This is a genomic window from Nocardia sp. NPDC102475 (assembly GCF_055584605.1).
On record NZ_JBVJLS010000034.1, the window covers coordinates 46454 to 73168 of the forward strand.

The window sequence follows — 26715 nt, forward strand, 5'->3', positions numbered from 1 at the left end:
CGACCGGCCTCGCACTCACTCGATGGCGGGGAACGGAATCGTATCGGCCGGTTCGAGTTTCGGTAGTTCATCGCGCCGCAGCGGGAGCGTCGGCTGCTCGGTGCGGTGGATCGGCAGGGTAGGCGTCGGATCGGCCTGGATCGCCCGTTCGCGGGCGGGCAGTCGATAGAACGCCCGCGCGTTGTCCTCGAGCACCTTGAACATATCGGTGCCCACCACATCGCAGATCAGATCGACATCGGAATCCTGGAACGGTCGCCCCGCGCGGGTGCCCGGGAGATCGGTGCCGAACATCAGCGCCTCGGGATTTACCGCGTGGATCCGGCGCAGCGTATCGGCCACTTTCATATGCACCCGACCGAAGCCGGTCGCCTTCACCCGCGCCCCGCGATCCACCAGATCCAGCAGATAGGGCAAACCCTCCTCGGACATGCCGAGATGGTCTATGGAGAACACCGGCAGCTTCGAGATCACCGGCTGCATCGAGGTGAGCATGTTGCCGTCGATATACACCTCGACATGCCAGCCGACGAGATCGTGCGCGCGCAATGCCTGCAACGTCATCGCGGTGATATCCGGGGCCGCGCGCTTGACGTTGAACCGCAGCGCACGCACACCGATCCGGTCGAGTTCGATGATCTCTTGGTCGGTGGCGTCGGGGTCCAGCGCCGTTACGCCGACCCAACCCTCGCCGAGTTCCGCGAGCGCCGCTTTCAGGTAGGTCTGATCGGTGCCTTGGAACGATCCGCTGACCACGGCACCGCCGCCGACATCGAAGCGCGACATACGCTTTCGATAATCGGCGATGGTGAACGGGTCGGGCAGGTAGCCCTCGTTCTCGGCCAGCGGGAACCGCGGGTCGAAGATGTGGAGATGGGCATCGAACACTTGTACAGAATGCCTCAGAGACGGAATTTCCGCTGCCGCAGACCCGACAGATTTTGCGCTGCCGCAGCCGTGTCGGATTGTCGAGAACCACAGGAGGTGACGGTCACACCCCCGTGGGGTGCGCACTAGACCTTGTGCGGCTCGCTGGCGCGCAGCATGTCCTCGCGCTCGACGACCTTGACGCGCTCGCGGCCCTCCGGCTCGCCGAGGGCGCGCTCGTGCGCGTCCAGGCGGTACCAGCCCTGCCAGGTGGTGAACGGGATGCCCTTGCTCTCCAGGAATTCGGTGACCGCGTCCAGTTCCGGCTTGGCGGCCGGAGTGAAGTTCACGCTGTCGTCGAGCAGGCAGGCAACGGTCTCGTTGGCGTCGCCCTTGGTGTGGCCGATGAGGCCGACCGGGCCGCGCTTGATCCAGCCGGTGACGTAGGTGGCGGGCAGGTAGCGGTCAGCACCGTCGGCGTCTTCGTCGGCGAGGACGCGTCCGGCCTCGTTGGGAACGACACCGGCCTGATCGTCGAACGGCAGGTTGGTCAGGTTCTGCGACAGGTAGCCGACGGCGCGGTAGACAGCCTGGATGTCCCAGTCCTTGAACACGCCGGTGCCCTTGACATTGCCGGTGCCGTCGAGCTGGGTGCGCTCGGTGCGCAGGCCGGCGACCTTGCCGTCCTCGCCGAGGATCTCGGCCGGGGACTCGAAGAAGTGCAGGAACAGCTTGTGCGGGCGGTTACCGACATCGCGGATGGCCCACTGCTCCAGAGTGTTGGCGATCATGTCGACCTGCTTGGAGTGCCTGCGCGCGGCCTCGGAGCCCTCGTCGTAGTCGATGTCCTCGGGATCGACGATGACCTCGATGGTCGGCGAATGGTCGAGTTCACGCAGCTCGAGCGGGGTGAACTTGGCCTGCGCCGGGCCGCGGCGGCCGAAGACGTGCACCTCGATCGCCTTATTGGCCTGCAGGCCGTTGTAGACGTTCGGCGGGATCTCGGTCGGCAGCAGTTCGTCACCAGTCTTGGCCAGCACACGCGCCACGTCGAGCGCAACATTGCCGACACCCAGGACCGCGACCTTCTCCGCGTCCAGCGGCCAGGTGCGCGGCACGTCCGGATGACCGTCGTACCAGGAGACGAAGTCCGCGGCGCCGTAGCTGCCGTCCAGGTCGATGCCGGGGATGGGCAGCGCGCGGTCGGCGTTGGCGCCGGTGGAGAAGATCACCGCGTCATAGAACGTGCGCAGATCGTCGAGGGTGATGTCGGTGCCGTAGTCGATATTGCCGAGCAGGCGGACCTGCGGCTTGTCCAGCACCTTGTGCAGGGCGGTGATGATGCCCTTGATGCGCGGATGGTCCGGCGCGACGCCGTAGCGGATCAACCCGAACGGCGCGGGCATGCGCTCGTACAGGTCGATGCTCACCTCGGCATCGGACTTCATCAACGCGTCGGCGGCGTAGATTCCGGCCGGTCCCGCGCCCACGATCGCGATGCGAAGCGGGCGAGTCGCTGCACTTTGTTCGGTCATCTTTTACGCGCACCCTTATGGTCGAAACAATTACGGCGTCAGTCTTAGCTTAGGCTAACTTGACGCACCCTCTCGGTCGCATCTGCTGATGCGAACAGGCGGCCATCTCGGCTATGACAGCCACGCCGCAGTTTCGCGATTCTATCGGTGGCACAGCGCGCACCCTGCGGCGGTGCGTACACCGGGTGTTTGCTGCCCCGGCCCACCTACCGTGACTACCCGCTCTGCGCACATCTATCAAATCCTCGCGGCGCAAGTCTCGGGGCCGAATGCCGGATACCGCCGTCCACCAGGGATGATCGACCCATGACAGAGCAGCAGGGCACCGATGAAGAACCCGTAATCGAGGTCGATCAGACCGATCGTCGCTCCATCGCGCCGTTCATCGCGGCTGCCGTCTTCGCCGCCGTCGTGCTGGTCGCGATCGTGCTCGGTGCGGTGCTTTCGCCCGCTGAGAAAAATGTCACAGAATCGGACAAGATCGCGGCCGCGGTGCAGCGCTACGCGGAGGCCCGCGCCACCACCGACAACACGCCGCCGCCGGGCGTGGCCTGTCCCGGCTTCGACGAGAGCAAGACGCCGCTCGCCGGTCAGTTCGGCGGGACCGCGGCCGGAAAGTCGATCAAGGTCACCAAGATTGAGAATGCGATGGTCGACGGCGATAAGGCCAAGGCGACGGTGACCATCGCGGTCGAGGGCCGGGAGACCCCGGCAACCTGGAATCTGACCCGCTCCCAAGACCGATGGATCGTCTGCGGTTGATTCCTTATGCGCGGCGCGAACTGGGGTTTGACATGGCGGCCCCTGCCCAGGCAATCTCATTTTCAGGTCATGAGTACCAGCGCCAAGCCCCGGCTGGCTGGTCGGCAACCCTCCTCCGCGGTGGGGTGCTCCGGGTGACGACCTGGCCGTGTACCGAAACCCAGGTGCGGCAAGCGTGGATTCACAGGAGGATCGCATGACATATGCCGGTGATATCACCCCACAGCAGGCGTGGGAGTTGTTGCAGGACAATCCCGAAGCTGTCCTGGTAGACGTGCGCACCGAGGCCGAATGGCGTTTCGTCGGTGTGCCGGATACGACTTCGATCGAACGGCCGACGGTGCTGATCGAATGGGTCGACAGCAACGGCGCCCGCAACGGTGAGTTCGTCGAGCAGCTGACCAAGGCGCTGGAGGGTCGCGATCCGGCCGCGCCCGTCGTCTTCCTCTGTCGCTCCGGACAGCGTTCCATCGGTGCGGCGGTCGCCGCGACCGGGGCCGGCATCGCCCCGTCGTTCAATGTGCTGGAGGGCTTCGAAGGCCCGATCGATGAGCTCGGACATCGCGGCGGCTCCGGCTGGCGCGCCATCGGCCTGCCCTGGCGGCAGTCATGATCACCGGCGGTTCGTTCGACAAGCCGCTGCCCGAAGGTGTCGGTCCCGCGACGCTCGGCGTACGAGGCGGCCTGCGCCGCTCGGGATTCGAGGAAACCGCCGAGGCGCTGTACCTGTCCTCCGGTTTCGTCTACGAGAGCGCCGAGGCGGCCGAGGCCGCGTTCACCGGCGATATCGAGCATTTCGTCTACTCCCGCTACGGCAACCCGACGGTCGCCATGTTCGAGGAGCGGCTACGTCTGATCGACGGCGCCGAAGCATGTTTCGCTACCGCGAGCGGCATGTCGGCCGTATTCACCGCGCTGGGTGCGCTTTTGGGCGCGGGCGATCGACTTGTGGCCGCGCGCAGCCTGTTCGGCTCGTGCTTCGTGGTGTGCAACGAGATCCTGCCGCGCTGGGGTGTGGAGACGGTCTTCGTCGACGGCGATGATCTGGATCAGTGGGAGCAGGCGCTTTCGGTGCCGACCCAGGCCGTGTTCTTCGAGACACCGGCCAATCCGATGCAGACGCTGGTCGACGTGCGCCGGGTGACCGAGCTCGCGCATGCGGCGGGCGCGAAAGTGGTGCTGGACAACGTCTTCGCCACGCCACTGCTGCAGCGCGGTTTCGAACTCGGTGCGGACGTGCTGGTGTATTCGGGTACCAAGCACATCGATGGTCAGGGCCGGGTGCTCGGTGGTGCGATCCTCGGCACCCAGGACTACATCGACGGCCCGGTGAAAAACCTTATGCGCCATACCGGTCCGGCGCTGAGCCCGTTCAACGCATGGACCCTGCTCAAGGGTTTGGAGACCATGCCACTGCGCGTGCGTCACTCGACCGAATCCGCATTGCGCATCGCCCGCTTCCTCGAGGCCAACAAATCCGTCTCGTGGGTGCGCTACCCGTACCTGGAGTCGCATCCGCAGTACGACCTGGCGACCGGCCAGATGAGCGGCGGCGGCACCGTGGTCACCTTCGAACTGAACGCGCCGGAGGCCGAGGCCAAGAAGCGCGCCTTCGAGGTCCTCAACCGCCTGCGCATCATCGATATCTCCAACAACCTCGGCGACTCCAAAACCCTCATCACCCACCCCGCCACCACAACCCACCGCGCCATGGGCCCCGAAGGCCGCGCCACCATCGGCCTGTCCGACGGTGTCGTCCGCATCTCGGTTGGGCTGGAGGATGTCGAGGATCTGCTGAGCGATTTGGACCACGCGCTCAGCTAGATGTATGAGGCTGTGCTGTCGGTAACGCCGGTGTGGAGTCGGCTGGCTGGTGGCTGGTTTCCGCCGCCGGCCGCCGCCATCGGGGATGCGGCGCGCCGTATCGCGCCGCATTGCTGATCACCTAATTCGCAGGTTTCAGAGAAGAGTTCTGCGCCCATTTAGTCGTACCGGCGGGCGCGTTGAGCGTGTCGATCAGCTCCACGGCCGAAAGCATCAGGACCGGTCCCCCGGCAACAATTGTCCCCAGAACGCCGCCGATCCCCGCACCGGCGATCGCGGCAGGTATGCAGCCGACCGCGAACAGCGGCAAACCCACAATGCATCCGGTAACGCCCCCGACGACCAGACCGATCACGGTGCCGACGAATGTGCCGAGCGTGGCGGCGAGCCCCAATCGGGTCGAGAACTCCGCCATCGCAGCCTGGTTCTCGACGGGCGATGCGACCGGCGTCGCGACCGGCGTGGCGGCGGGTCGCAGCTCACCGGGCGTCAACCGCAGCTCCTTCGCATCTTTGCCGAGTGCGGAGTCGACTGTGAGCACCTTGTCGCCCACGGTGAATCGCGTTGGCACGACCAGCACGGGTGCGCCGCTCTCATCGCGAATCGTGAACGAGCTGTGATCGTGGTCGAGTACGAAGGTCCCTCCCGATAGTGTAGTTGTCACAACACGTTCCACCGAGGTGACCTTGTACTCGATGTCATGTTCGGCGGAGGCTTCCGCGTGGGCGGTTACCGGCGCGATTGCTGCAACGCATGCGATACCGATCGCCGCGATGCGCGAGGTTTCGATCACGAAATGTCCTTTTCTATTTCATGGATCAGGCATGCGAGACGGACCTGCGCATCCCGATCGTCGTTTCACCGCAGGGCATTCCGGTCCCGAGCCAGTTGGGCTCGGCACCGAAGAAGTCGGGGAAAGGCGTCGATCAGCTATAAACGGGGGATGGCATCGGTGTAGGCGTGTCAGTCGCCATCGTGCCCATCCGAGAAGTAACTGGGGACGCACGCGCGATCCAGCCGGGCGGGATAGGGGTCGCCCAATCGGACCGGTAGGTGGCCCTTCCGGTATGCGCGGTCCACGTGGATCTGCGATAGCGGTTCGGAATCGAGTGCCCGGAACTCCCACCGTGTTCCGGTGGAATCCGGTTGCCAACCGTCCGGATCGATCGCGTATACCCGCTGGACCAGTCGGTCGACGACAACGATGGCGTAATGGGCGTTGCGTCTCGCTGCGCTGCTCACCCGCCACCATCGCCGATCTCGCTCGTAGAGCACTTCGGGAGACCGGAGGGCAGACGGCCCGGCATCCGGCCACGGCTGCGAGATGATGAGCGCAATACGTTCACCGGCCGCGGTGAGGGTGCCCCAGCGCTGATAGGTATGCGCCCGGTCCAGGCCCGTGACTGAGGCGACGTCGCCCAGCCCCGCCGTATGGTCGAGGGCGGCGGCAGCAGCTTCCAACATCCCGGCGTCGATCTCGTTCGCGAGCACACTGTGCACTCGCAGCAGGGCTAGTTGGAACTCACGCGCCTGCGCGAATTCCAGCTCACCGTCTTCATAGCGTGTCCATGCCTGTGGTCCGAGTCCGCTCAGTTGTCCGGCGAGTCCGACCAGGATGGTCCGCACGGACCGCGACAGCCATAACCGTTCAGTTGCCCACATATCGCGCGCAAAGGCATACGCGCCGCCGTCTACTTGTAAATCAGTCATAGCCACGGACTCTAGCGAGCAGATACATCCAGATCACAGATTTACCGGATCGATCTTAATTAAATTTCTTCCCAAGACCGCTTGTCGATAGCCAGATATTAGCGATCTTCGGGCGACTGGTTCGTAGCTACCTTTTGCTCGATTTCGAAGACATCAGCGGAAACGGTCTTCCGGCCCACGACATCCGCTCGCACAGAACCTGGACCCCGATAGCGGACCTCGGGCAAGGTGGATGCCCGATGCCCTCCCCCAATCGATCGGTCAGCGTAACGATGTGGCGTCCCACCACCGACGCCTGGGCATATGTGCGTTGCGCGAACCTGTCGATGCTGGAAAGGGGAGTACACACTGATTGCGACACCGACGAATCCAATGACGTCCACGGCCGCCGCCATGGCCAACCGGTTCGATTGGTCGATCAGCCACGCCGACGACACGCTCGTGGTGACGTTCGGAGTGGAACGGGCCGGAATCGAGCTACCCGCTCCACTGCGAATCGGGGTGGAGTTGTTCTTCCAGGACAACGGCCTGTCGGGACCCACCATCGCGATCGGTGGACCGGTCGGGCGCCATATCCGGCTCGTCACCGGCATCAGCAAAGCCGACCGGGCCATCGACTACCTCCAACACTGCGGCGCGGTGCTCCACGTCGGCCGCGCCGTATGGCCCCTACCCCCCGTTTCGGGACTCGGCCTCGCATGGTCGGCGGATGGCGGACACGGCGGTCGCATACCCCCGCTCGTAGCGGTCGCCGCCGCGGTTCGCGCTGTACGTCTGTACACCCCCGACGGACTCGAGCAACTTCCGAGGCAAGGTCACCAGGTGACCGGCAGTTCGTGGACGCCGTAGATATTCATGTCGGTCCTGAGTTTCACCTCGTCGGCGGGGATGGCGAGTTCGAGGGTCGGGAGACGACGCAGCAGTCCATCGAAACCGGCGCGCATTTCGATGCGGGCCAACTGCTGGCCGAGGCATTGGTGGATGCCGTGGCCGAAGGCCACCAGACCGCGGGCCCTGCGGTGAATGTCCAGGGTGTCGGGGTTGTGGAAGCGCCGGGCGTCGCGATTGGCGGCCAGCAGCGAGATGACGACGGTCGATCCCTTGCCGATCGTTTCGCCGCCGAGCTCGATGTCTTCCGTGGCGTAGCGGTAGAAGATGTCGGCAACGGACAGGTAGCGCATGAGCTCCTCGACCGCATCGGGCACCAACTCCGGGTCGGCGCGCAGTTCGGCCAGCTGCTCGGGGTGCTCCAAGAGCGCGAAGGTGCCGAGTCCCAGCATGTTGGCGGTGGTTTCGTGCCCCGCGAGCAGCAGCAGGAAGGCGATGCCGGTCAGTTCCTCGATGGTGAGGTCGTCATCGCGGGCCAGGTCGGACAGGATGTCCTCGCCGGGTTCGGCGCGTTTGCGCGTGACAAGTCCGGCCAGGTACATGGTCATCGCGCCGTACGCGGCCATCTTCTCCTCGAGCGCCTGGTCCTTGACCAGGAACTTGGCGGAGTTGACCTGGAAGGTGTCCCGGTCCTCGTAGGGAACGCCGAGCAGTTCGCAGATCACCAGCGAGGGCACCGGCAGTGCGAACGCCTTGACCAGGTCGACCGACGGGGTCAGGCGTGCCATCTCGTCCAGTTGCCGCTCCACGATGTCGATGATGTGCTCTTCGAGCTGCTTCATCCGCTTGACGGTGAAGGCGCCGGTGAGCTTGCGCCGCAGCCGGGTGTGGTCCGGCGGGTCCATGGCGACGAACAAGCCCGGGATCTGCGGGGAAGGTTCGGCAGCGACCGGCATACCGGGAGTCTCGTACGGCACGTGGACAATGCCGATGTCCTGGCGGGAGCTGAACCGGGTGTCGGCCATGAGCTGGCGGACCTCCTCGTAGCCGGTGACCAACCAGCCCTCGTGACCGTCCGGGAAGACGAGGGGACTGACCGGGCGAGCCTCGCGCAGCCGGGTGATTTCGCGGGGCGGGTCGAAGGGGCCCGCATTGCGTTCCATGGGGAGGCCGTGGGGGACGGGAACCGTTTCACTCATTGGGTTTTCCTGATCAGGTAGTAGAGATAAGTCGGGAAGCGGGGGCTAATCGCCGGAGACGATGGTGATCGCGCCGGACGGGCATACCTCTGCGGCCTCGCGGACGGCCGCTTTCCGCTCGGGCGCGGGTGTGAGGTCCAGCGGCACCACCCGGCCGTCCGCGGCGTCCTGGTCGAACACTCCGGGGGCGGTCAATACGCACATGCCTGCGCCGATGCAGCGCTCCCGGTCCACTCTGAGTTCCATCGGTTATCCCTTGTTCCAAGTGACCGGGAAGGAGCGCGCGCCGTAGATCAGCGCGTCGGTGCGCAGCTCGGTGCCATCGGGGATCGCCTTGTCCCCGTATGCCTTCCGCGGTCCAGAAGCTGAAGTTGCTGAACTATTCACATGAACACTGTCGCCAGCCCGGCTGATATCGACCTGACACCGACCTGACACGTCGTTCGACCTGGTCACACGGCCGCAGCCACTCCGCAGCTCGAAGTGCGACGATAGGCAGCCGACGCGTCCCGGTGCACGACGCTGATGTGGCGTCGCGCAGCCGGTGAGCGGTATGCGTGGGCAGGCCAGGGGCTGTGGAGCCGGGGCACTAGGCGGCGATGGCGTGCCGAATGATGATGTTGCCGTAAGAGTTTCGCGCATACACCTGCACGGTGTCCTCGTTGCGCTCCGCCCCGCCGACCGGTTGCATCTGGTTCTGCACGGTGCCGTGCTTGGCGTTGGTTTCCAGCCGGGCCGCGCTGCCCGGATGGATGCCTACCTCCAGCTCGCCCATGGAGGTTTCCAGCCGGAGCACGCCGCGCGATGCTTCGCCGATGCGGATATTGCCCTTGGCGGCTTTCGCGGTCACCGAACCGAGCGGGCGCTCGACGATGATGTCTCCGGCGGCGATCTCCAGGTCGCACTGGCCGAGTTCGCCGGTGCCAAGCAATCGGCCCACACCGGCGGTGCCCTCGAGCCGGGACCCGGTGGGCACCTCGATGGTCACCTCGATCGACGGGTTGCCGCCGAACGGTGTGTAGGTCCGCCAGTCCTTCGGCGTTTTCACGGTCAGGGTGCCCGCGACGAAATCGACCTCGGTCTGCTCGGCGGCGCGTACGTCACCCTTCTTGGACGCATCGGCCGGCCGGACCTCGACGATGGTGTCGGTGCGATCGGAGGCGATGACCGTGACGTTGCCGGAGAGCACCTCGACGGTGACGGCGATCGGTTCCGGGGTCTGGAACGTAGTCATGGCTGTTACTCCTTCAGTTTGTGTGAATCGGGAGGCCGGGTCAGCGGACCCAGCCGGTGGTTGCCGTGTTGTTGACGTGAACACTGTCGCGAGCCGCGCTGATATCGACCTGACACCGATCTGACATGCGCACTGACACGGTGTTCGGCCTGGTCACAGCCGACAAGGAGTGGCGGACAGGCACCGGTCCACGCGCGACAATGCCGCATATCGCGCGGTCGGCGGCATCGAATTGCCCGCCCCGCAGCATGTTCCGCCATAGAAGCGTCGTCATCCGAGGGGCCGCCCGCACTGACCTCTCGTCCACGGCAGAATGGTCCGGGTGCAGATCGGAATGCTTGGACCGCTCGAAATCCGACTAGATGACGGCGGATCGATCGAGATACCTGGCACCCGGTTGCGGGCGCTGTTGATCGCCCTCGCGCTCGAACCCGGCCGCGCGGTCCCGAAAGCGACGCTGGTCGACTGGATTTGGGGTGAACAGCCGCCCTCCGACGCGGCGAACGCCTTGCAGGCACTGGTCTCCCGGCTGCGGAGGGTGCTGCCGGACGGGTCGCTCGACGTGCAGGCGGGTGGATACCGGCTGACGGTGCGATCCGACGCTGTGGACGCCGTGCGGTTCGAACAGCTTCTCGACCAGGCCCGCGGCGGTGCCGACGCGCAACAGGCCGAGCTGCTGCGCGAGGCCCTCGACCTGTGGCGCGGTGCGCTGATGCAGGACATCGGTGTGCCGGACAGTGCGGCCGCCGACGCGGTGATCACCCGGCTCGAGGGGCTGCGCCTGGCCGCCATGGAGGATCTGCACGAAGCGGAGATCCGCCTCGGCCGGGGTGCGGAGCTGGTCGCCGAGCTGACCGAGCTGGTGGCCCGGCATCCGGTGCGGGAACGGCTCGTCGCCGCGCTGATGCGGGCCTTGGTCGCCGCGGGTCGTGGCGCCGAAGCACTGGTCGTGTACCAACGTGCCAGGGAAGCACTCGCCGACACGCTGGGCGTGGATCCCGCTCCCGAACTCTCCGCACTGCACGTTGCGCTGCTGCGCGGCGAAATCGGAGCGCAGGACGACGAACGCAAGACGAACCTGCGTGCCGAGTTGACCAGCTTCATCGGCAAGAACGGGGACATTGCCGCGGTGCGCGAACTCATTGCGGCACATCGGCTCACCACGGTGACCGGGCCCGGTGGCTCGGGGAAAACCAGGCTGGCCCTGGAAACCGCACGAACCCTGCTCGACGACCTGCCGGACGGGGCCTGGCTGGTCGAACTGGCGTCGGTCGGCACGAGTGGTGACGTGGCGCAATCGGCGATCGCCGCACTCGGGCTCCGGGATGCGCTGCTCGGCGCCGCACCGAATGCGGAACCGATGGACCGGCTCATCGCGGCGCTGCGCGAGCGCGAGACGTTGTTGATCCTGGACAACTGTGAACATGTGATCGACGCCGCGGCGGCATTCGCCCACCGGCTGCTCGGGGAATGTCAGCGACTGCGGATCCTCGCGACGAGCAGGGAACCGCTCGGCATCACGGGCGAGGCGTTATGGCAGGTCGTGCCGCTGGCGTTTCCCGCCGAGGACGCGGACCCCGGCGAGATCGAATCCTGCGCCGCCGTTCAGCTGTTGCGGGACCGGGCCGGTGCGGTGCACAAGGATCTCGCGGCCGATGCCCGCACGCTGTCGACCATGGCGCGCGTCTGCCGGGCGCTCGACGGGATACCGCTGGCGATCGAGCTGGCCGCGGCCAGACTGCGCACCATGTCCCTCGATCAGCTCGCCAACCGCCTCGACGATCGGTTCCGCCTGCTGACCGGCGGCAGCCGTACCGCGATCCCGCAGCACCGGACGTTGCGAGCGGTGGTCGACTGGAGCTGGGAGCTGCTCACCGACGCCGAACGGATGGTGCTGCGCAGGCTCGCGGTGTTCTCCGGCGGCGCGAGTTTGGAAGCGGCCGAGCAGGTCTGCGCGGACACGGGCGGCCCCGAAGGGCAGGGTGGTGGGAAGAACACGGGGAGCGGGCCCGAGGGGCAGGGTGGGAAGAACACAGCGGTCGAGCGGTGGGAGGTGCTGGAGCTGCTGACCGCCCTGACCGAGAAATCGCTGCTGCTCTACGTGGCGGACAGTGCTCCACCCGTCGGCTCGCCCGGTGGACCGCGCTATCGGATGCTCGACACGATCAAGCAGTACGCCCGGGAACGGCTCGTGGCGTCGGGGGAATCGGATCTTGTACGCCGAGAACATCTTTCGTACGTCACCGAACTCGCCGCGACCGCGGAGCCGCACCTGCGCCGCGCCGACCAGCTGGAGTGGCTCGCCACGCTCGAGGCCGAGCACGACAACATCGCCGTCGCGATGCGCGGCGCGCTCGCGGCCGCGGACGCGGCCGGGGCGATGCGGCTCGCGGCGGCAGCGGGCTGGTATTGGTGGCTCAGCGGGCACAAGGCCGAAGGCATGGAGCTGATCACCGCGGCCGCCGACCTGCCCGGCGAGGTGGACGATGAGACCCTGGCCATCGTGTACGGGCTGATCGTGCACTTCATGTCCTCCGGACCCAATGACGAGCGCCAGGTGGACGAATGGATCCACAAGGCATACCGGTTCAGCCTGCGCAGCCGGTCCCGCTACCCGCTGCTGTCGTTCACCGCCGCGCTGGAACACATGTTGCAGGGGCCGGACCAGTATCTGTCCGCGTTCGAACCGCTGCTCACCGACGAAGACCCCTGGGTTCGTGCACTGGCCCGGCTGCTCCTCGGCAGGATGCGGATCGTGCTCGGCCAGGACGGGCGGGAGGCGGACGAGTATCTCGAGACCGCGCTCGCCGAGTTCCGGGCCATCGGCGAGCGCTGGGGGATTTCGTTCGCGCTGACCGAGCTGGCGGATCGAATCGCCGTGCGCGGCGAATTCGCCACTGCCTGCGGGTATTTCGATCAGGCGATCGCGGTGGTCACCGAGGTGGGCACGATCGACGATGTCGTCCGGATGCGCTCGCGGCAGGCGCAGCTGTACTGGCTGCTGGGTGATGCGGAGGCGAGCGCGGCGGCCATGGCCGATGCGCAACGGTGCGCGGATCAGTCCGCCTGGCCGAACACACTTGCCGTGTTGGCCCTGGAGAAGGCGGAGCTGGCCCGGTGGAGCGGCGACACCGAGCAGACATACCGGCAGATCGACGTCGCGACAACCGCGCTGGGCAGTGATGCGCAGCAGGCGCAAATCAGGGCGGTGACACACAACCTGCTCGGCTACCTCGCAAACGGTCTCGACGAAGCCCGCGAAGAATACGCAGCGGCCTTCCGGGCGGCGTCCGAGGCGGGATACGCGCCCCTCATCGCCCAGGTACTCGTCGGAATCGCGGATCTGGCGCTGCGCGCCGACCGAATCGAGCAGGCCGCGCGGCTGCTCGCGGCGAGTGCCGAAGTACGCGGACTACCCGATCGTTCCCAACCGGATGCGGCCCGCATCGAGCAGACAGCACGACATCGCCTCGGTGAAGCGCGCTTCACCGAGGCGATGAGTGAGGGTGCGGAGACGGACTGGCGTGAACTGGTCGCGTCTACGCTCGCTTGCTGAACGTGGCACGCGACCACAGGTATCCGACGATGGCGAACCCGGCGCACCAGGCCAGCGCGGCGGCCGTGTAGCCGCCCGACGGGTGACCGTTCAGAAATCCACGCAACGCTTCGATGATCGGCGTGAAGGGCTGATACTGCGCGAACTGCCGAACGCCCTGTCCCATCTTGTCGGCAGGCACGACCGCGCTGCTCACAAAGGGCAGCATGATCAGCGGCACAACCCCCATGCCCGCGGATTCCGGAGTTTTCGCAGCCATACCCAACGCGACCGTGAGCCAGGAGGCCGCAAAGGATGTCGCCGCCATGATGCCGATCGCGCCGAGCCAGTCGAGTGCGGTCGCGGGCGGCCGGAACCCCAGCGCGAAGGCCACACCGATAACGGCCGCGATGGCTACCGCATTGGTCAGTATGGTGGCCACGACGTGACCGGTCAGTACCGCGCTACGGGAGACATCCATGACCTTGAACCGGTTGATGATGCCCTTCGCCATATCGGAGCTCACCGATACCGCGGTGCCCGACAACCCGTAGCTGATGGCCAGCAGGATCATGCCCGGTGTCGCGTAATCGATGTAGTGCTCGCCGACGTCGAAGGCGCTGCCGAACACGTACACGAAGATCAACATCATCACGACCGGCATCAGAGCCGCGTTGAATACCGTGACCGGAGTCCGGGCGATGTGTTTGAAGTTGCGCCGCAGCATGATCGTCGAATCGGCCAGCGGTGCGACTGTAACGTTCGAAGAAGCGGTGCTCATTGTGCGTTGGCCTCCGTGGTCGCGTGACCGGTCAGGGAAAGGAAAACATCATCGAGGTCGGGAGTGTGGACGGAGACCTCATCGGCCTCGATCGCGATATCGGCGAGCCGATCCAGCAGGTGGCGCAGTGATTTCGTGCCGCCGTCGCCCGGCACCCGCAAGGTCAGAGCCTCGTCGTCCCGGGTGGATCCGGGCAGGATGCCCGCCGCCGCATCCAGTTCCGTGACAGTGGTGAACCGGAGCCGGATGTGGCTACCGGGTACCCGGCGCTTGAGATCGTCTGGAGTGCCCTCGGCGACTATCCGGCCCTGGTCGAGCACCGCGATCCGGTCGGCCAGCTGATCGGCTTCCTCGAGGTATTGGGTGGTGAGGAAGATCGTCACACCACCGGCCGTCAAATCCCGCACGATTTCCCACATCGTGCGGCGGCTACGCGGATCCAGCCCCGTTGTCGGCTCGTCCAGGAAAACGATTTCCGGCCTAGTGACCAGCGTCATCGCCAGATCCAGCTTCCGGCGCATACCGCCGGAATAGGTCACTGCCCGCTTTCGCGCCGACTCCATCAAATCGAATCGTTCCAGCAACTCGGTGACCACCCGCTTGGCCTCGCCGCCCCGCAGACGGTGCAGATCCGCCATCAACTGGAGGTTCTCCTCCCCCGTCAGCAGATCATCCACCGCCGCGAACTGACCGGTGACCCCGATCGCCGCGCGCACCGCCTTGGTCTCGGACGCGATATCGTGCCCGGCGACATGCGCCGTGCCGCCATCGGCCTTCAACAGCGTGGTCAGCACATTCACTGTCGTCGTCTTACCCGCCCCATTCGGACCGAGCAGCGAAAAAATCGTCCCCGCACCGATATTCAGATCAATGCCATCGAGGACGACCTTGTCCCCGTAGGCCTTCCGCAGCCCGGAAGCCGCAATTGCCGAAGTTGTCATGCGACGACTGTCATCGGCCTGCCTGATACTGACCTGACACCGACCTGACACGTCCACTGACACGGTATTCGACCTGGTCAGCTCGGATTCGAGGGTTAGGCCGTCGGGCCGCAGGCGATGTCGAGGAAGGCTCCGCGGAGCAGCGCGGTGATCCGCTCGGGCGGGGCGTCACGCAGTCCGTCGAGCTGGAGCAAATGCCGGCCGATGACCGTGCCGATGGTGATCGCGCCGATGAGCCCGGCGCGCAGGTCCGCATCGTCGTCGGCCAGGTGCTGGGCGGCTTGCCGCTGCCGGGACACCATGGCGAGTTGCACTTCGGCGGCGGCGTCGGGGTGGGTGAACATGGACCGGATCGCGGCGAGGGCGTCGGTGGGCTGCTGGGCGAGCTTGGTTTCGAGGGCCGTGAGCAGTTGTCCGGCCGCCTCTTCGGGCGTGCCGGTCACCAGGTCTTCCCGCTCGAAACCGGAAGCCTGGGCGAAGAGGTTGTCTTTCGACCCGAAATAGCGCATCACCAGTCCGGGATCGGTCTGCGCCTCGGCGGCGATCGCGCGAATGGTGGCCCGGTCGTAGCCGACCTCTGCGAACAACCGCCGGGCCGCATCCAGGATCCGGGATTGTGTGCTCTGCCGTTGCTCGGCGCGGCTGAGAGGGCGAGAATTCATGGGCTCAGTCTACGGGCGTTGACCGAATCGGAGCGACGTGCTAGCTTTCGGTCTACAACCGTTGACTGAAAAGAAGGTGGCTCGTCATGTGGCAAACGATTCTGTTGTCGACACTGGCCGGAGCGTTCGGCGCGAATGCGGTCCCGCATTTCGTCAAAGGCATGGTCGGCGAACAGTTTCCGAATGTGTGGGGTAACGATCCACTGCGCAATGCGGTGGCAGGCACATTCGGACTCGCACTCGCGGCCGTCATCGGATACTGGGCCGACCTGCCCTCGCATATCTACGCGGGAATCGGTGCAGCCTTGGTGGGCGCGCTGCCGATGGCGGTATTCCACGGCCGCGGCGGGGCATATCGGCTCAACTCCGCTCTAGGGCTCGCGAACCCGTCTCGCATATAGCTTCGGCGTTATTGTCATACTGTCAATACAGCCTCGGGTCGCCCGGGGAGCGCTGGATCAACGACGAACCGAGGTAGGGCGTGAGCACACCATCCACCGCCGAGCAGGGCCCGCTCGCGGGCATCAAGGTCATCGAGCTGGCCGGTATCGGCCCCGGTCCGCATGCGGCGCTGCTGCTGGCCGACCTCGGCGCCGATGTGGTGCGGGTACAGCGGCCCGGCATGCTGCCCGGCTTCATGGAGCGGCCGCAGTGGCGCGGGCGCACCATCGTCGAGGCGAACCTGAAGGATCCCGCGGATATCGAGAAGGTGCTCGCACTCGCCGAGAAGGCCGACGTGCTGATCGAGGGCTTCCGGCCCGGCGTAACCGAGCGCATGGGCCTCGGCCCGGATGCGGTGCTCGCCCGCAATCCGCGGTTGGTCTACGGCCGGATGACCGGCTGGGGTCAGGACGGTCCACTGGCCGAACGCGCCGGACACGACATCAACTACATTTCGCTGACCGGCGTGCTGCACGCCATCGGCCGCAAGGGCGAGCGACCGGTGCCGCCACTGAATATGGTCGGCGACTTCGGTGGCGGCTCGATGTTCCTGGTGTTCGGCATTCTCGCGGCCCTCGTGGAGCGGCAGAATTCCGGTAAGGGGCAGGTCATTGATTCGGCGATGATCGATGGGGCGCTTGCCCTTTCGCACATGATCTGGGGCATGCGCGGCATGGGCCTGTGGTCGGATGAGCGCGGCACCAACCTGCTCGATACCGGTATGTCGTTCTACGACACGTACGAGACCTCGGACGGCAAGTACATGGCCGTCGGGGCGATCGAGGCGCAGTTCTACGCGGAGCTGTTGCAGGGCTTGGAAATTGATCCCGAGGGCCTGCCGATGCAGCTCGATCCGAATGGTCAGGATCAGCTGAAGAAGCTGTTCACGGAGAAGTTCAAGACCAAGACGCGGGACGAGTGGGCCGCGATCTTCGACGGCACCGATGCGTGCACGACACCGGTGCTGACTTTCACCGAGGCAGAACAGAATCCGCACATTGCCGCCCGCACCGGGTTGATCGAGATCGACGGTGTCATCCAGCACGCGCCGGCCCCGCGCTTTTCGCGGACCCCTGCCGGTACGCCCACCCCGCCGCCGAGCGAGGCGACGCCGATCGAATCCGTGTGGGCGGATTGATAATTCGCTAGTGGCGCGTCCAGTCCGGCTGGGCGAAGTGCGCGATTCGGGCGGCGGCCGGGTCGCTGCCCAGCAGCAGGACTTCGCGGAACTGCCAGAGCATGGCACCGGTCGGTGCGTGGATGGTCATGTTCTCGGCGAGGCGCATCTGCAGTAGACCGGGGCCGTCGTAGGGGACCGAAGGAGCGTCGGACCGCAGATCCTTTTGTCGCACTGCCTGGTTCGGATGCACCCAATGCGGGACATCGTCGGCGGCCAGCCGGGCGAGATCCACTTGATGTACCGAGTGGACCTCGTCCGGACTGGGCCGCAACTCGGACACGTCCGCGAGAGCCGCCACGATCGGCGTGATGACGAAACCCGATGCGGCGGGAAAGTCGTCGAGCCTGCCGAGCAGATCGGCCGGGCTCGCGGTCAGTCCGAGTTCCTCGTGCAATTCACGTATTGCCGCCTGCTCAACGGTTTCCCCATCGTCGACCCGCCCACCCGGCAGCGCCCATTGCCCCGCGTTCCGCCCGCGATATGCCCGTTTGATGACCATCACCGACGGCGGGCCGTCTACTGCCACCACGCACAGCAACACCGCCGCCCGGCGAAGACCCGGTGCGTCGGCAACCTCCGTATGCGGAAATCCGCCCAACCGCGCGCCCGCCAACTCACGGAAGCCGTCAACACTATCGGGGACACGCGGTCCCGAAATGAGATCCATATCCTCGATATTGCACTACCCGGTCAGTAACAGGTGAGCGGTTGGAGGGGGTCGGTGGCGCGAGGGGTGAGGGCTTCGTAGGCGGTGGCGATGGACTTCACCGCCAAACGGAGTTCGGGTTCGGGGTGGGTGAAGGGCAGGCGGATGAAGCGTTCGAACGCGCCCTGAACACCGAATCTCGGTCCGGCGGCGAGCAATACACCATGGTTGGGGGCAGTGGCGGCCAGTGCCGTCGAGACCGGAGCCGGTAGCTGCGCCCAGACCGACATGCCGCCGTCGCCGACGATCGTGCGCCAGTCCGGGAGCTCTTCGCCGAGCGTGGCGAGCAGGGCCGCACGCTGGGCGAAGAGTTGATCGCGACGGCGGGTGAGGATGGTGCCCGCATTCTCCAGCAGGTGGATGGTGGCCAACTGATCCATGACGGGCGTGCCGAGGTCGACGGTGGACCGGATGCCGAGCAGTTTGGTGATCAGCGACTGGTTGGTGCGGATCCAGCCGACGCGCAGACCACCCCAGAAGGATTTCGAGGCCGAGCCGATGGTGATGATCTCGCTGCCTTTGGCGAAGGCCGCGACCGGCGGGGGCGCGGTCCGGTCGGTCAGGCTCAGGTCCACCATCGACTCGTCGATCACCACGGTCATCCGGGTCTCGCGGGCGATGGCGGTCAGTTCGGCGCGGCCGTCGGCGTCGAGCAGCAGGCCGGTCGGGTTGTTGAAGTCCGGCACCAAGTAGGCCAGGGTGGCCGCGGTTTGCCTTGCGGCACTGCGGATTCCGTCGAGATCCCAGCCGGACTCCGGGGTTTCGGGACGCAGCGGCACCGGCACCGGGCGAGCGCCGACATCGCGGATCGCCTCGATGGCATTCGGATAGGTCGGGTGGTCGATGAGCACCCGGGCCGCGGGTGCGGTGAGCACATTGAGCAGCAGGCGCAGACCGTGCTGGGCGCCCAGGGTGACCAGGATCTGGTCCGGTTCGGTGGGCAGGCCGCGTTCGGTGTAGCGGCGGGCCAGTGCCTCGCGCAGCGCGAGCACACCGACCGGATCCATACCGTGCGTGCCGAGATAGGCCGGAAGGCCTTGCAGCGCAACGGAGTACGCCTCTTGCATCTCCAGGGGCGCGGCCATCGCGGCGTAGGTCATATCGATGGTCGGCAGTTCCGGTTGCGCCATCATCGCCAGGATGCTGCGGGCCGGTTTGGTGCCGTCGTGCTGCACGTCACGCGGGAGGGCGACGGTACTGCGCGAACCCTGGCGGCTGATCAGGTAGCCGTGTTCGCGCAGCAGGCTGTAGGTGGAGGTGATGGTCGTGCGGCTGACGCCGAGCGTGGTGGCGAGGTCGCGCTCACTGGGCAGTGCGACACCGAGCGGCGCGCGTCCATCGTGGATAAGCAGGCGGATGCCTTCGGCGAGAGCCAAATAGGCCGGGCGCGTCGACCGGCGCTCCCCCGGTTCGCCGTTCTCGTCCGCTCTGCGCCAACTCCCCAGATCACGGGCAAGGCTGGCGGCACCGATAACTCTCGTCGACATAAAGTCCAGTATTAGCCAAGTGGATATTCAATGACAAGGCCAGTGCGCGCACCCTTGCTCTATGACCGCCCTCGCCGCCCTGCTCGTCATCGCCGCCTTCGCCTATCTCGTCCACCGGTTCGCCCCGCGGCGCCCGAGCGAGGTTTTCCGCCTCGAACGATTCCACGCACCGGGACCGCTGACCGACTGGTCGCCTTCCTACTACGAAAACCAGCGTCAATACGCGGATCTCACCGCGATCTACGGCCGCAACGATGTGCCGGATCCGGACGCTTCGGCCCTCACGCATCCAGAGCGGACCGCGCGGCGCCGGATCTCGAACCCGAGTTGCGGAGCGGTGAAGCCGACCGTCGATGGCATCCAGGCCAGTTTCTGAGAACTGGACTGGTCTGGTCGAAGGTGTCGGACCCGGCGTGCACACTGACCGTATGAGTGCTTCCGCTCGCCCGGTCACCGGGTCGGCGCTGTTCGAAACCGCGATCGGCACCTGTGCGATTGCCTGGACCGACGACCGCGTATTCCGATTCGGACTGCCCGAGGCGAGCCCCGCCGCGATGCGGACCCGGATCATGCGCCGCAGCAGCCGAATTCCGGACGCCGAGGAAATTCCGGAGGCGAAACCCAACGGACCGATCGCCGATGCCATCGCCCGCATCCAGGCCCATCTCGTCGGCGAACTCGACGATCTGCGCTGGATTTCCGTGAGCACCAACGGAATTCCGGAATTCCACCGCGCCGTCTACGAAGTCACCCGCGCCATCGATCCCGGCCACACCCTCAGCTACGGCCAGGTCGCCGACCGTATCGGCGCACCAGGCGCGGCCCAAGCCGTCGGACAGGCCCTCGGACGCAACCCGATCCCCCTGATCATCCCCTGCCACCGAGTCCTGGCCGCCGACCACGCCCTCACCGGCTTCTCCGCCCCCGGCGGCATCACCACCAAACAACGCCTCCTGGAAATCGAACGCACCCCAGGCTTCGGTGAACCCACCCTGTTCTGACCAGAATCGCCGATATGGATCTGCCACTGCCGAGTTGCGCGGGCTGACTTTGCTGCATCGGGATCACGACTTCGACTGCATCGCCGCAGTGACCGGGCAACCGAATCAGTGGCTCGGCTCCCAGAAAACCTCGATCGGGCATAGTCGGGGCATGAGCGATAACCGACCGGCGCTGGCTGTTGCACTCGATCTGGAGCCGCACCCGGAGGGTGGGTGGTATCGGCAAACCTGGCGCAGTGCGGTGGAATTCACGCCGACGGGCTACCCGGGGCCGCGAGCCAGTGGGACCGCGATCTATTTCTTGTTGATGCCCGGTGAGCGGTCGGCGCCGCATACGGTGCGGTCGGATGAGGTGTGGTTGTGGCATCGGGGTGGGGCGCTGGTGCTCGACATCGGGGGAGAGGAGGTTGTCCTCGGGCCCGATGTCGAGCACGGTCAGGTACTGCAGGCGGTGGTGCCCGGCGGGGTCAGTCAGGCCGCGCGGCCGGCTGACGATGAATATGTGCTGGTGAGCTGCATCGTTGCGCCGGGATTCGACTTCGCCGACTTCACCCTCGACTGATCAGTCGATTTCCAGCACACCCTCGTCGACGGCCCATTTGATCGTCTTCTCCAGTTGCGCACAGGTTTCCGGACGTCCCGGCCCGTACCCCTGCGCGCTGAGCCTGGCGAAGACCGGGCAGTGCGCGGCCGGATTCTCGGTCCACTGCACCGAGGTCTGGTGCGACGAACTCTTGCGCACCAGCACCTCGCTCTGGCATGACTGACACCGCAGCGGCGTCAGGCCCTCCTCCAGATAGCGCTGCTTGTCGACCACGGTCTGGGCCTGCACCGCGGCCCGCCGCGCCGGTTGGTCGGCGAAGTCGGGTGCTTTCGCCCAGGTTGCCGCCATCAGACGCCTGCTTCCGCTTCCGTTTCCCGCTTGCGCCGCAGGTTCTCGGCGACCTCGGCCTCCCATGCCTCGTTCGCCTTGGTGGTATCCACCTCGAATTCGAAGCGCTGGGTCATCTTGTCGGTCACCTCGGCCAGATCCACATAGAACTGGTCGTACCACCGGCGCAGCTGGTAGACCGGACCGTCCTCCTCGCAGAGCAGCGGATTCTCGACCTTGGACTTGTGCTTCCAGATCTCGACATCCTGCAGGAACCCGACGCTGATGCCTTCGGTCATCTTCGCGGCCAACTTATCGGCCATCTCACCGTCGACGCCCTTCGGCTTCTCCAGCGAGACGCCCCACTGCAGCACGAACGAATCCTGCGTCACCGGGTAGTGGCAGTTGATCAGGACGCTCTTGACCTCGTATCCGCTGTAGATATTGACCAGCGGGTTGATCATGTAAGAGGGCCCGAAGTACGACGCCTCCGACTTGAGCAGGGTGTCGCCGCCGTACTTGGAGGCCATTCCGATATCGGGACGACCCTTGGTCTCCAGGAACTGGGTGGCGATATGCCCCTCGAAGACATTCTTGAAGTACGTCGGGAAGGCGAAGTGGATATAGAAGAAGTGGGCCATATCCACCACGTTGTCGATGATCTCGCGGCAGTTCGCGCCCTCGATCAGCAGGGAGTTCCAGGTCCATTCGGTCCACCCGCTGTCGAGCTCTTCGCTCGGATTGCCATCCGCGTCGGTATAGGGCCCGACGATGTGCGGAATGGTGATCTCCGGCGGCGGCTGGCTGCCCTCGTGGTCGTGCCAGACGAAAAGCTGACCATTACGCTCGAGCGTGGTCCACTTGCGGGTCCGCGCCAGCGGCGGCACGCGCCGCGCATACGGAATCGCGGAGCATTTGCCAGTGGTGCCGGACCAGCGCCAGTCGTGGAACGGGCAGGCGATATCGCCGTCCTTGACCTCGCCCATGGTCAGGTCGCCACCCATATGCCTGCAGTAGGCGTCCAGCACCCGGAGTTCGTCATTGCTGTCGACCCAGACGACGAGCTTGGTTCCGAACACCTCGACCGCGTGCGGCTTGCCGTCGCGGAACGACTTCGCCAACCCGAGGCAATGCCAACCCCGCGCGTATCGGGTGGGCGCGGAGCCCACGTCGAGCTCGCGGATCTTCGCACCGCTCCGCGGTGTCGGATTTGCCGCCTCCCGGGTCCCTCCGGGGTTACGCACGCTGCCGCCTCCGGGCCCGTCGCTCGGCGGCGGTGGGGTAACTGCCATCGCGATTCCTCCTCCTTCTGTACTAGAACACGTTACAAAAATGTCGCGTTCCACGCCAGCGATTCCGTCGACCACCTGCGAATCGGTGACGAATGCCCCTTATGGTCACCCGTTCTCGACAGAAATAAGAACCTGTTCTAGTCTCAGAGGCAAATGAGTACCGGTTACCAATCCGACCAGGCAGGAGCAGGTCCCGCGATGACGCAAGAAGTGACCGAACGGGTCGAAGCACTGTTGCCGACGCTGCGCGAGCGCGCACAGGAGGCCGAGGACCTGCGGCGCATCCCCGACGAATCGATGAAGGCACTGCAGGAGACCGGCTTCTTCCGCCTGCTGCAGCCCAAGCAGTGGGGCGGCCATGCGGCCGATCCGGTCGTGTTCTACGACACGGTTCGCAAGCTCGCCAGCGCATGCGGCTCCACCGGCTGGGTGGCGGGCATCGTCGGCGTGCACAACTGGCACCTCGCACTGTTCGACCAGCAGGCGCAGGAAGATGTGTGGGGCGAGGACGACGAGGTCCGGATCTCCTCGTCGTACGCCCCGATGGGCGCGGGCACGGTCGTCGACGGCGGCTACCTCGTCAAGGGCGCGTGGGCCTGGTCCTCGGGCTCGGATCACGCCACCTGGGCGGTGCTCGGCGGTCCGGTGATCAAGGACGGCAAGCCGGTCGACTTCGGCAGCTTCCTGATCCCGCGCACCGACTATCGCATCGATGATGTGTGGAATGTGGTCGGCCTGCGCGGCACCGGCTCCAATACCGTTGTGGTGGAGGATGTTTTCGTGCCGAAGCATCGGTTCCTGAGCTTCCGCGCGATGAGTGAGCTGAAGTCCCCCGGCCTGGCGCAGAACACCGATCCGGTGTACAAGATGCCCTGGGGCACAATCCATCCCACGACCATCTCCGCACCGATCGTCGGTATGGCGTACGGCGCGTACGCCGCCCATGTCGAGCACCAGGGCAAGCGGGTGCGCGCGGCCTACGCCGGTGAGAAGGCCAAGGACGATCCGTTCACCAAGGTGCGCGTCGCCGAGGCCTCCAGTGATATCGATGCGGCCTGGCGTCAGCTTTCGGGCAATGTCGCCGACGAATACGCACTGCTGGTGGCGGGCAAGGAGATTCCGTTCGACCTGCGGGTGCGGGCGCGGCGCGACCAGGTGCGCGCGACCGGGCGGGCGATCGCCTCGATCGATAAGCTCTTCGAAGCCTCCGGCGCCACCGCACTCGCGAACGGCACTCCGCTGCAACGCTTCTGGCGTGACGCGCACGCCGGTCGGGTGCACGCCGCCAATGATCCCGAGCGCGCCTATGTCATGTACGGCACGCACGAATTCGGGCTTCCGGTTACCGACGGCATGGTCTAGCCGTGACGGCGACAACCGAACTCACCTTCGAATCGACCTCGCGATACGCGCAGGCGCGGCCCGATCTGCGCCTGCACTATCACGAGGCCGGAGTCGGCAACGGCCCGACGATCGTGCTGCTGCACGGCGGCGGCCCCGGCGCCTCCTCGTGGTCGAACTTCGCCCGCAATATCCCGGTGCTGGCACGCGAGTTCCACGTGCTCGCGGTGGATCAGCCGGGATTCGGGCTCTCGGACAAGCCGACCGAGCATCCGCAGTACTTCGCGCACAGCGCTTCGGCGCTGAAGGATCTGCTCGATGCGCTGGAGATCACCGGACGCGTACACCTGCTGGGCAATTCGCTCGGCGGCGGTACCGCGGTGCGATTCGCGCTGGACTATCCGGATCGGGCGGGCAAGCTGGTGCTGATGGGTCCGGGCGGGTTGAGCGTCAACCTGTTCGCACCGGATCCGACCGAGGGTGTGAAGAACCTCGCGAAGTTCAATTACGAGCCGACCAGGCAAAACCTGGAGGCGTTCCTGCGGATCATGGTCTTCGATCAGTCGCTGATCACCGACGAGCTGATCGATGAGCGCTTCGCCTCGGCGAGCACGCCCGAGGCGCTGGCCGCGACCAGGGCGATGGGAAAGTCCTTCGCCGGAGCCGACTTCGAGCAGGGCATGATCTGGCGCGACGCCTATAAGCTGCGCCAGCCGGTGCTGCTCATCTGGGGCCGGGAAGATCGAGTGAATCCACTCGACGGCGCGCTGGTCGCGACGAAGATGATTCCACGGGTGCAGCTGCACGTTTTCGGTGGTTGCGGGCACTGGGCCCAGCTGGAGAAGTTCGACGAATTCAACCGGCTGGCAACGGATTTCCTTGCCGGTGTGAAGGAGAAGTGATGGGTATTCGATCACTGGCGTATCTGCGCATCGAGGCCACCGATATGGCGGCCTGGCGCGAATACGGGCTCAAGGTACTCGGCATGGTCGAGGGCAAGGGCAGCAATCCCGAGGCGCTGTATCTGCGCATGGACGACTTCCCTGCTCGGCTCGTCATCTCGCCGGGCGAGAAGGATCAGCTGCAGGTCTCCGGCTGGGAGACTGCCAATGCCGCTGAGCTGCAGGATATTCGGAACCGGCTGGATGCGGCCGGGGTGCCGTTCAAGGAGGGCACCGCACAGGAGAAGGCCGATCGCCGGGTCCACGAGCTGATCTCGTTCGAGGATCCCTCGGGCAATACCCTCGAGGCGTTTCACGGTGCGGCACTGGAACATCGGCGCGTGGTCAGCCCCTACGGGCACCGATTCGTCACGGGCGAACAGGGACTCGGCCATGTGGTGCTCAGCACCAAAGACGATGCGGCCGCGCTGACCTTCTACCGCGATGTGCTCGGCTTCCGGCTGCGCGATTCGATGCGGCTGCCACCGCAAATGGTCGGGCGGCCCGCCGAGGGCGAACCGGCCTGGTTGCGCTTCTTCGGCTGCAACCCGCGCCACCACTCGCTGGCCTTCCTGCCCATGCCGACCCCGAGCGGCATCGTGCACCTGATGCTCGAGGTGGAGGGCTCCGACGATGTCGGGCTCTGCCTGGATCGCGCACTGCGCAAGAAGGTGAAGATGTCGGCGACGCTGGGCCGGCACGTCAACGACAAGATGCTGTCCTTCTATATGAAGACACCGGGCGGCTTCGACGTCGAATTCGGTTGTGAAGGTTTGGAAGTCGACGACACCGACTGGATCGCACGGGAATCCACCGCGGTCAGCCTCTGGGGTCACGACTTCACGGTTGGACAGCGGCAGCCGTGAGCGAGCGTCAGCGAGTAGACCGGACAACACAGCTGCATCGCATTACGGAGCCGAGCGCCAGCGAGGCGAGTTAATGCTCGACAGGGCGAGCGGGGAGACGATGACGACCGACGAATATCCGGCGATCGACGGGCGACAGTTCCGAAATGTATTGGGGCAGTTCTGCACCGGCATCACGGTGATCACCACCTTCGATGCCGACGCGGCCCCGATCGGGTTCGCCTGCCAATCCTTCGCCGCCCTCTCGCTGGACCCGCCCCTGGTGCTGTTCTGCCCGACCAAGACCTCCCGGTCCTGGGCGGCCATCGAACAGTCCGGCGGCTTCTGTGTGAACGTCCTCGCTGAGGAACAGCAGCAACTGTGCGCCCGCTTCGGTTCCCGCGAACCCGATAAGTTCGCCGACACCAAGTGGCACACCTCGGAACTGGAGCTCCCGCTCCTGGACGACGCCTTGGCCACCATCCAGTGCAAGGTGGACAGCGTCGTCGACGGCGGCGATCACTACATCGTGATCGGTCGGGTGCTGGCCCTGTCGGAGTCGACCAGCTCCGGCAGGCCGCTGTTGTTCTACCGCGGCCAGTACACCGCCATCGAACCGGATAAGACCGTCCCGGCTCCCTGGCGGCACGACCTGGAGCATTTCCTGACAACGACGACACTGGACACCTGGCTCTGAAAATGTGGCCCCGCCCGGAATCACCTGGGCGGGGC

29 protein-coding genes and 1 riboswitch are annotated in these 26715 nt (G+C 65.8%); of the genes, 14 read left to right on the forward strand and 15 right to left on the reverse strand.

Annotated elements, in window-relative coordinates; genetic code table 11:
- Positions 1-15 precede the first annotated feature (15 nt).
- Positions 16-888, reverse strand: coding sequence for an amidohydrolase family protein (locus ACZ60G_RS39425; protein WP_465817064.1), 873 nt, complete (start codon positions 886-888; stop codon positions 16-18).
- A 125-nt stretch (positions 889-1013) separates the two neighbouring features.
- Complete coding sequence (locus ACZ60G_RS39430) at positions 1014-2402, reverse strand: FAD-dependent oxidoreductase (RefSeq protein ID WP_465817065.1); 1389 nt, start codon at positions 2400-2402, stop codon at positions 1014-1016.
- 306 nt (positions 2403-2708) lie between these two features.
- On the opposite strand from ACZ60G_RS39430, the gene ACZ60G_RS39435 reads away from it, so the two are divergent.
- The 3 genes from ACZ60G_RS39435 (at position 2709) to ACZ60G_RS39445 (ending at position 4988) form a co-directional block, all read left to right on the forward strand.
- Positions 2709-3164 carry an Rv0361 family membrane protein gene (locus ACZ60G_RS39435; protein WP_465817066.1) on the forward strand — a complete coding sequence of 152 codons (456 nt, stop codon included), beginning with the start codon at positions 2709-2711 and terminating at the stop codon, positions 3162-3164.
- A 65-nt stretch (positions 3165-3229) separates the two neighbouring features.
- Positions 3230-3346: riboswitch (SAM riboswitch) on the forward strand.
- 14 nt (positions 3347-3360) lie between these two features.
- Entirely contained in the window at positions 3361-3777 is a 417-nt protein-coding gene (locus ACZ60G_RS39440; protein ID WP_040686280.1) for a rhodanese-like domain-containing protein, read from the forward strand.
- Complete coding sequence (locus ACZ60G_RS39445; protein WP_465817067.1) at positions 3774-4988, forward strand: O-succinylhomoserine sulfhydrylase; 1215 nt, start codon at positions 3774-3776, stop codon at positions 4986-4988. The genes ACZ60G_RS39440 and ACZ60G_RS39445 overlap by 4 nt, the downstream gene beginning before the upstream one ends.
- Before the next feature lie 121 nt (positions 4989-5109).
- Here the strand turns inward: ACZ60G_RS39445 and ACZ60G_RS39450 are convergent, their stop codons facing one another.
- Both ACZ60G_RS39450 and ACZ60G_RS39455 read right to left on the reverse strand, forming a co-directional pair.
- Positions 5110-5781 carry a DUF8020 domain-containing protein gene (locus tag ACZ60G_RS39450; protein ID WP_465817068.1) on the reverse strand — a complete coding sequence of 224 codons (672 nt, stop codon included), beginning with the start codon at positions 5779-5781 and terminating at the stop codon, positions 5110-5112.
- 170 nt (positions 5782-5951) lie between these two features.
- Positions 5952-6698 (reverse strand): hypothetical protein, encoded by a 747-nt coding sequence (locus ACZ60G_RS39455; protein WP_465817069.1) that lies wholly within the window; start codon positions 6696-6698, stop codon positions 5952-5954.
- Between the two features lie 372 nt (positions 6699-7070).
- Here ACZ60G_RS39455 and ACZ60G_RS39460 point away from each other — a divergent pair, with 372 nt between their 5' ends.
- Complete coding sequence (locus tag ACZ60G_RS39460; protein WP_465817070.1) at positions 7071-7547, forward strand: hypothetical protein; 477 nt, start codon at positions 7071-7073, stop codon at positions 7545-7547.
- Here the strand turns inward: ACZ60G_RS39460 and ACZ60G_RS39465 are convergent.
- From ACZ60G_RS39465 to ACZ60G_RS39480, 4 genes are all read right to left on the reverse strand, one after another.
- Positions 7514-8725: a cytochrome P450 gene (locus ACZ60G_RS39465; protein WP_465817071.1), complete on the reverse strand. Its 1212-nt coding sequence runs from the start codon at positions 8723-8725 to the stop codon at positions 7514-7516. The two genes, ACZ60G_RS39460 and ACZ60G_RS39465, sit on opposite strands and share 34 nt — an antisense overlap.
- Before the next feature lie 45 nt (positions 8726-8770).
- Positions 8771-8971, reverse strand: coding sequence for a ferredoxin (locus tag ACZ60G_RS39470; RefSeq protein WP_465817072.1), 201 nt, complete (start codon positions 8969-8971; stop codon positions 8771-8773).
- 3 nt (positions 8972-8974) lie between these two features.
- Positions 8975-9112, reverse strand: coding sequence for a hypothetical protein (locus ACZ60G_RS39475; protein ID WP_465817073.1), 138 nt, complete (start codon positions 9110-9112; stop codon positions 8975-8977).
- Between the two features lie 202 nt (positions 9113-9314).
- Positions 9315-9959, reverse strand: coding sequence for a DUF4097 family beta strand repeat-containing protein (locus ACZ60G_RS39480; RefSeq protein WP_465817074.1), 645 nt, complete (start codon positions 9957-9959; stop codon positions 9315-9317).
- Between the two features lie 322 nt (positions 9960-10281).
- On the opposite strand from ACZ60G_RS39480, the gene ACZ60G_RS39485 reads away from it, so the two are divergent.
- A complete protein-coding gene (locus ACZ60G_RS39485) occupies positions 10282-13515 on the forward strand; it encodes an AfsR/SARP family transcriptional regulator (protein WP_465817075.1) in 3234 nt (1077 codons plus the stop codon).
- Here the strand turns inward: ACZ60G_RS39485 and ACZ60G_RS39490 are convergent.
- The 3 genes from ACZ60G_RS39490 to ACZ60G_RS39500 form a co-directional block, all read right to left on the reverse strand.
- Positions 13499-14275: an ABC transporter permease gene (locus tag ACZ60G_RS39490; protein ID WP_465817076.1), complete on the reverse strand. Its 777-nt coding sequence runs from the start codon at positions 14273-14275 to the stop codon at positions 13499-13501. The two genes, ACZ60G_RS39485 and ACZ60G_RS39490, sit on opposite strands and share 17 nt — an antisense overlap.
- A complete protein-coding gene (locus ACZ60G_RS39495) occupies positions 14272-15216 on the reverse strand; it encodes an ATP-binding cassette domain-containing protein (RefSeq protein WP_465817077.1) in 945 nt (314 codons plus the stop codon). Before ACZ60G_RS39495 ends, ACZ60G_RS39490 begins: the two co-directional genes overlap by 4 nt.
- Positions 15217-15311: 95 nt before the next feature.
- Positions 15312-15878 (reverse strand): TetR/AcrR family transcriptional regulator, encoded by a 567-nt coding sequence (locus tag ACZ60G_RS39500; protein WP_465817078.1) that lies wholly within the window; start codon positions 15876-15878, stop codon positions 15312-15314.
- 86 nt (positions 15879-15964) lie between these two features.
- Between ACZ60G_RS39500 and ACZ60G_RS39505 the strand changes: the two genes are divergently transcribed.
- Positions 15965-16279: a hypothetical protein gene (locus ACZ60G_RS39505; RefSeq protein ID WP_465817079.1), complete on the forward strand. Its 315-nt coding sequence runs from the start codon at positions 15965-15967 to the stop codon at positions 16277-16279.
- A gap of 80 nt (positions 16280-16359) precedes the next feature.
- Positions 16360-17457, forward strand: a complete 1098-nt coding sequence (locus ACZ60G_RS39510) for a CaiB/BaiF CoA transferase family protein (RefSeq protein ID WP_465817080.1) — start codon at positions 16360-16362, stop codon at positions 17455-17457.
- A 7-nt stretch (positions 17458-17464) separates the two neighbouring features.
- Here the strand turns inward: ACZ60G_RS39510 and ACZ60G_RS39515 are convergent, their stop codons facing one another.
- Positions 17465-18166: an NUDIX hydrolase gene (locus ACZ60G_RS39515; RefSeq protein ID WP_465817081.1), complete on the reverse strand. Its 702-nt coding sequence runs from the start codon at positions 18164-18166 to the stop codon at positions 17465-17467.
- 23 nt (positions 18167-18189) lie between these two features.
- The gene (gene yczR / locus ACZ60G_RS39520) at positions 18190-19692 is read right to left on the reverse strand and encodes a MocR-like transcription factor YczR (protein WP_465817082.1); all 1503 of its coding nucleotides are present in this window, start codon (positions 19690-19692) and stop codon (positions 18190-18192) included.
- Positions 19693-19753: 61 nt separating this feature from the next.
- On the opposite strand from yczR, the gene ACZ60G_RS39525 reads away from it, so the two are divergent.
- From ACZ60G_RS39525 to ACZ60G_RS39535, 3 genes are all read left to right on the forward strand, one after another.
- Positions 19754-20068, forward strand: coding sequence for a hypothetical protein (locus tag ACZ60G_RS39525; RefSeq protein ID WP_465817083.1), 315 nt, complete (start codon positions 19754-19756; stop codon positions 20066-20068).
- 52 nt (positions 20069-20120) lie between these two features.
- A complete protein-coding gene (locus ACZ60G_RS39530; protein ID WP_465817084.1) occupies positions 20121-20693 on the forward strand; it encodes a methylated-DNA--[protein]-cysteine S-methyltransferase in 573 nt (190 codons plus the stop codon).
- A gap of 151 nt (positions 20694-20844) precedes the next feature.
- Positions 20845-21255 (forward strand): cupin domain-containing protein, encoded by a 411-nt coding sequence (locus ACZ60G_RS39535; protein ID WP_465817085.1) that lies wholly within the window; start codon positions 20845-20847, stop codon positions 21253-21255.
- Here the strand turns inward: ACZ60G_RS39535 and ACZ60G_RS39540 are convergent, their stop codons facing one another.
- Together ACZ60G_RS39540 and ACZ60G_RS39545 are read right to left on the reverse strand one after the other, a co-directional pair.
- Positions 21256-21585, reverse strand: coding sequence for a hypothetical protein (locus ACZ60G_RS39540; RefSeq protein ID WP_387294523.1), 330 nt, complete (start codon positions 21583-21585; stop codon positions 21256-21258).
- A complete protein-coding gene (locus tag ACZ60G_RS39545) occupies positions 21585-22856 on the reverse strand; it encodes a Rieske 2Fe-2S domain-containing protein (protein WP_465817086.1) in 1272 nt (423 codons plus the stop codon). Before ACZ60G_RS39545 ends, ACZ60G_RS39540 begins: the two co-directional genes overlap by 1 nt.
- Before the next feature lie 198 nt (positions 22857-23054).
- Here ACZ60G_RS39545 and hsaA point away from each other — a divergent pair, with 198 nt between their 5' ends.
- The 4 genes from hsaA (at position 23055) to hsaB (ending at position 26680) form a co-directional block, all read left to right on the forward strand.
- On the forward strand, positions 23055-24218 hold the full coding sequence (gene hsaA, locus ACZ60G_RS39550; protein ID WP_465817087.1) for a 3-hydroxy-9,10-secoandrosta-1,3,5(10)-triene-9,17-dione monooxygenase oxygenase subunit: 1164 nt from the start codon (positions 23055-23057) through the stop codon (positions 24216-24218).
- A 2-nt stretch (positions 24219-24220) separates the two neighbouring features.
- Positions 24221-25099: a 4,5:9,10-diseco-3-hydroxy-5,9,17-trioxoandrosta-1(10),2-diene-4-oate hydrolase gene (gene hsaD, locus ACZ60G_RS39555; protein ID WP_465817088.1), complete on the forward strand. Its 879-nt coding sequence runs from the start codon at positions 24221-24223 to the stop codon at positions 25097-25099.
- Positions 25099-26004: an iron-dependent extradiol dioxygenase HsaC gene (gene hsaC, locus ACZ60G_RS39560; RefSeq protein ID WP_465817089.1), complete on the forward strand. Its 906-nt coding sequence runs from the start codon at positions 25099-25101 to the stop codon at positions 26002-26004. The genes hsaD and hsaC overlap by 1 nt, the downstream gene beginning before the upstream one ends.
- Positions 26005-26104: 100 nt before the next feature.
- A complete protein-coding gene (hsaB, locus tag ACZ60G_RS39565) occupies positions 26105-26680 on the forward strand; it encodes a 3-hydroxy-9,10-secoandrosta-1,3,5(10)-triene-9,17-dione monooxygenase reductase subunit (protein ID WP_465817090.1) in 576 nt (191 codons plus the stop codon).
- Positions 26681-26715: the final 35 nt, after the last annotated feature.

Coding starts and splice junctions, on each gene's coding strand:
- ACZ60G_RS39430 (WP_465817065.1), bottom strand. CDS start 2,402: ATGACCGAACAAAGTGCAGCGACTCGCCCGCTTCGCATCGCGATCGTG.
- ACZ60G_RS39435 (WP_465817066.1), top strand. CDS start 2,709: ATGACAGAGCAGCAGGGCACCGATGAAGAACCCGTAATCGAGGTCGAT.
- ACZ60G_RS39440 (WP_040686280.1), top strand. CDS start 3,361: ATGACATATGCCGGTGATATCACCCCACAGCAGGCGTGGGAGTTGTTG.
- ACZ60G_RS39445 (WP_465817067.1), top strand. CDS start 3,774: ATGATCACCGGCGGTTCGTTCGACAAGCCGCTGCCCGAAGGTGTCGGT.
- ACZ60G_RS39455 (WP_465817069.1), bottom strand. CDS start 6,698: ATGACTGATTTACAAGTAGACGGCGGCGCGTATGCCTTTGCGCGCGAT.
- ACZ60G_RS39460 (WP_465817070.1), top strand. CDS start 7,071: ATGACGTCCACGGCCGCCGCCATGGCCAACCGGTTCGATTGGTCGATC.
- ACZ60G_RS39465 (WP_465817071.1), bottom strand. CDS start 8,725: ATGAGTGAAACGGTTCCCGTCCCCCACGGCCTCCCCATGGAACGCAAT.
- ACZ60G_RS39470 (WP_465817072.1), bottom strand. CDS start 8,971: ATGGAACTCAGAGTGGACCGGGAGCGCTGCATCGGCGCAGGCATGTGC.
- ACZ60G_RS39480 (WP_465817074.1), bottom strand. CDS start 9,959: ATGACTACGTTCCAGACCCCGGAACCGATCGCCGTCACCGTCGAGGTG.
- ACZ60G_RS39490 (WP_465817076.1), bottom strand. CDS start 14,275: ATGAGCACCGCTTCTTCGAACGTTACAGTCGCACCGCTGGCCGATTCG.
- ACZ60G_RS39495 (WP_465817077.1), bottom strand. CDS start 15,216: ATGACAACTTCGGCAATTGCGGCTTCCGGGCTGCGGAAGGCCTACGGG.
- ACZ60G_RS39500 (WP_465817078.1), bottom strand. CDS start 15,878: ATGAATTCTCGCCCTCTCAGCCGCGCCGAGCAACGGCAGAGCACACAA.
- ACZ60G_RS39505 (WP_465817079.1), top strand. CDS start 15,965: ATGTGGCAAACGATTCTGTTGTCGACACTGGCCGGAGCGTTCGGCGCG.
- ACZ60G_RS39515 (WP_465817081.1), bottom strand. CDS start 18,166: ATGGATCTCATTTCGGGACCGCGTGTCCCCGATAGTGTTGACGGCTTC.
- yczR (WP_465817082.1), bottom strand. CDS start 19,692: ATGTCGACGAGAGTTATCGGTGCCGCCAGCCTTGCCCGTGATCTGGGG.
- ACZ60G_RS39525 (WP_465817083.1), top strand. CDS start 19,754: ATGACCGCCCTCGCCGCCCTGCTCGTCATCGCCGCCTTCGCCTATCTC.
- ACZ60G_RS39530 (WP_465817084.1), top strand. CDS start 20,121: ATGAGTGCTTCCGCTCGCCCGGTCACCGGGTCGGCGCTGTTCGAAACC.
- ACZ60G_RS39535 (WP_465817085.1), top strand. CDS start 20,845: ATGAGCGATAACCGACCGGCGCTGGCTGTTGCACTCGATCTGGAGCCG.
- ACZ60G_RS39540 (WP_387294523.1), bottom strand. CDS start 21,585: ATGGCGGCAACCTGGGCGAAAGCACCCGACTTCGCCGACCAACCGGCG.
- ACZ60G_RS39545 (WP_465817086.1), bottom strand. CDS start 22,856: ATGGCAGTTACCCCACCGCCGCCGAGCGACGGGCCCGGAGGCGGCAGC.
- hsaA (WP_465817087.1), top strand. CDS start 23,055: ATGACGCAAGAAGTGACCGAACGGGTCGAAGCACTGTTGCCGACGCTG.
- hsaC (WP_465817089.1), top strand. CDS start 25,099: ATGGGTATTCGATCACTGGCGTATCTGCGCATCGAGGCCACCGATATG.
- hsaB (WP_465817090.1), top strand. CDS start 26,105: ATGACGACCGACGAATATCCGGCGATCGACGGGCGACAGTTCCGAAAT.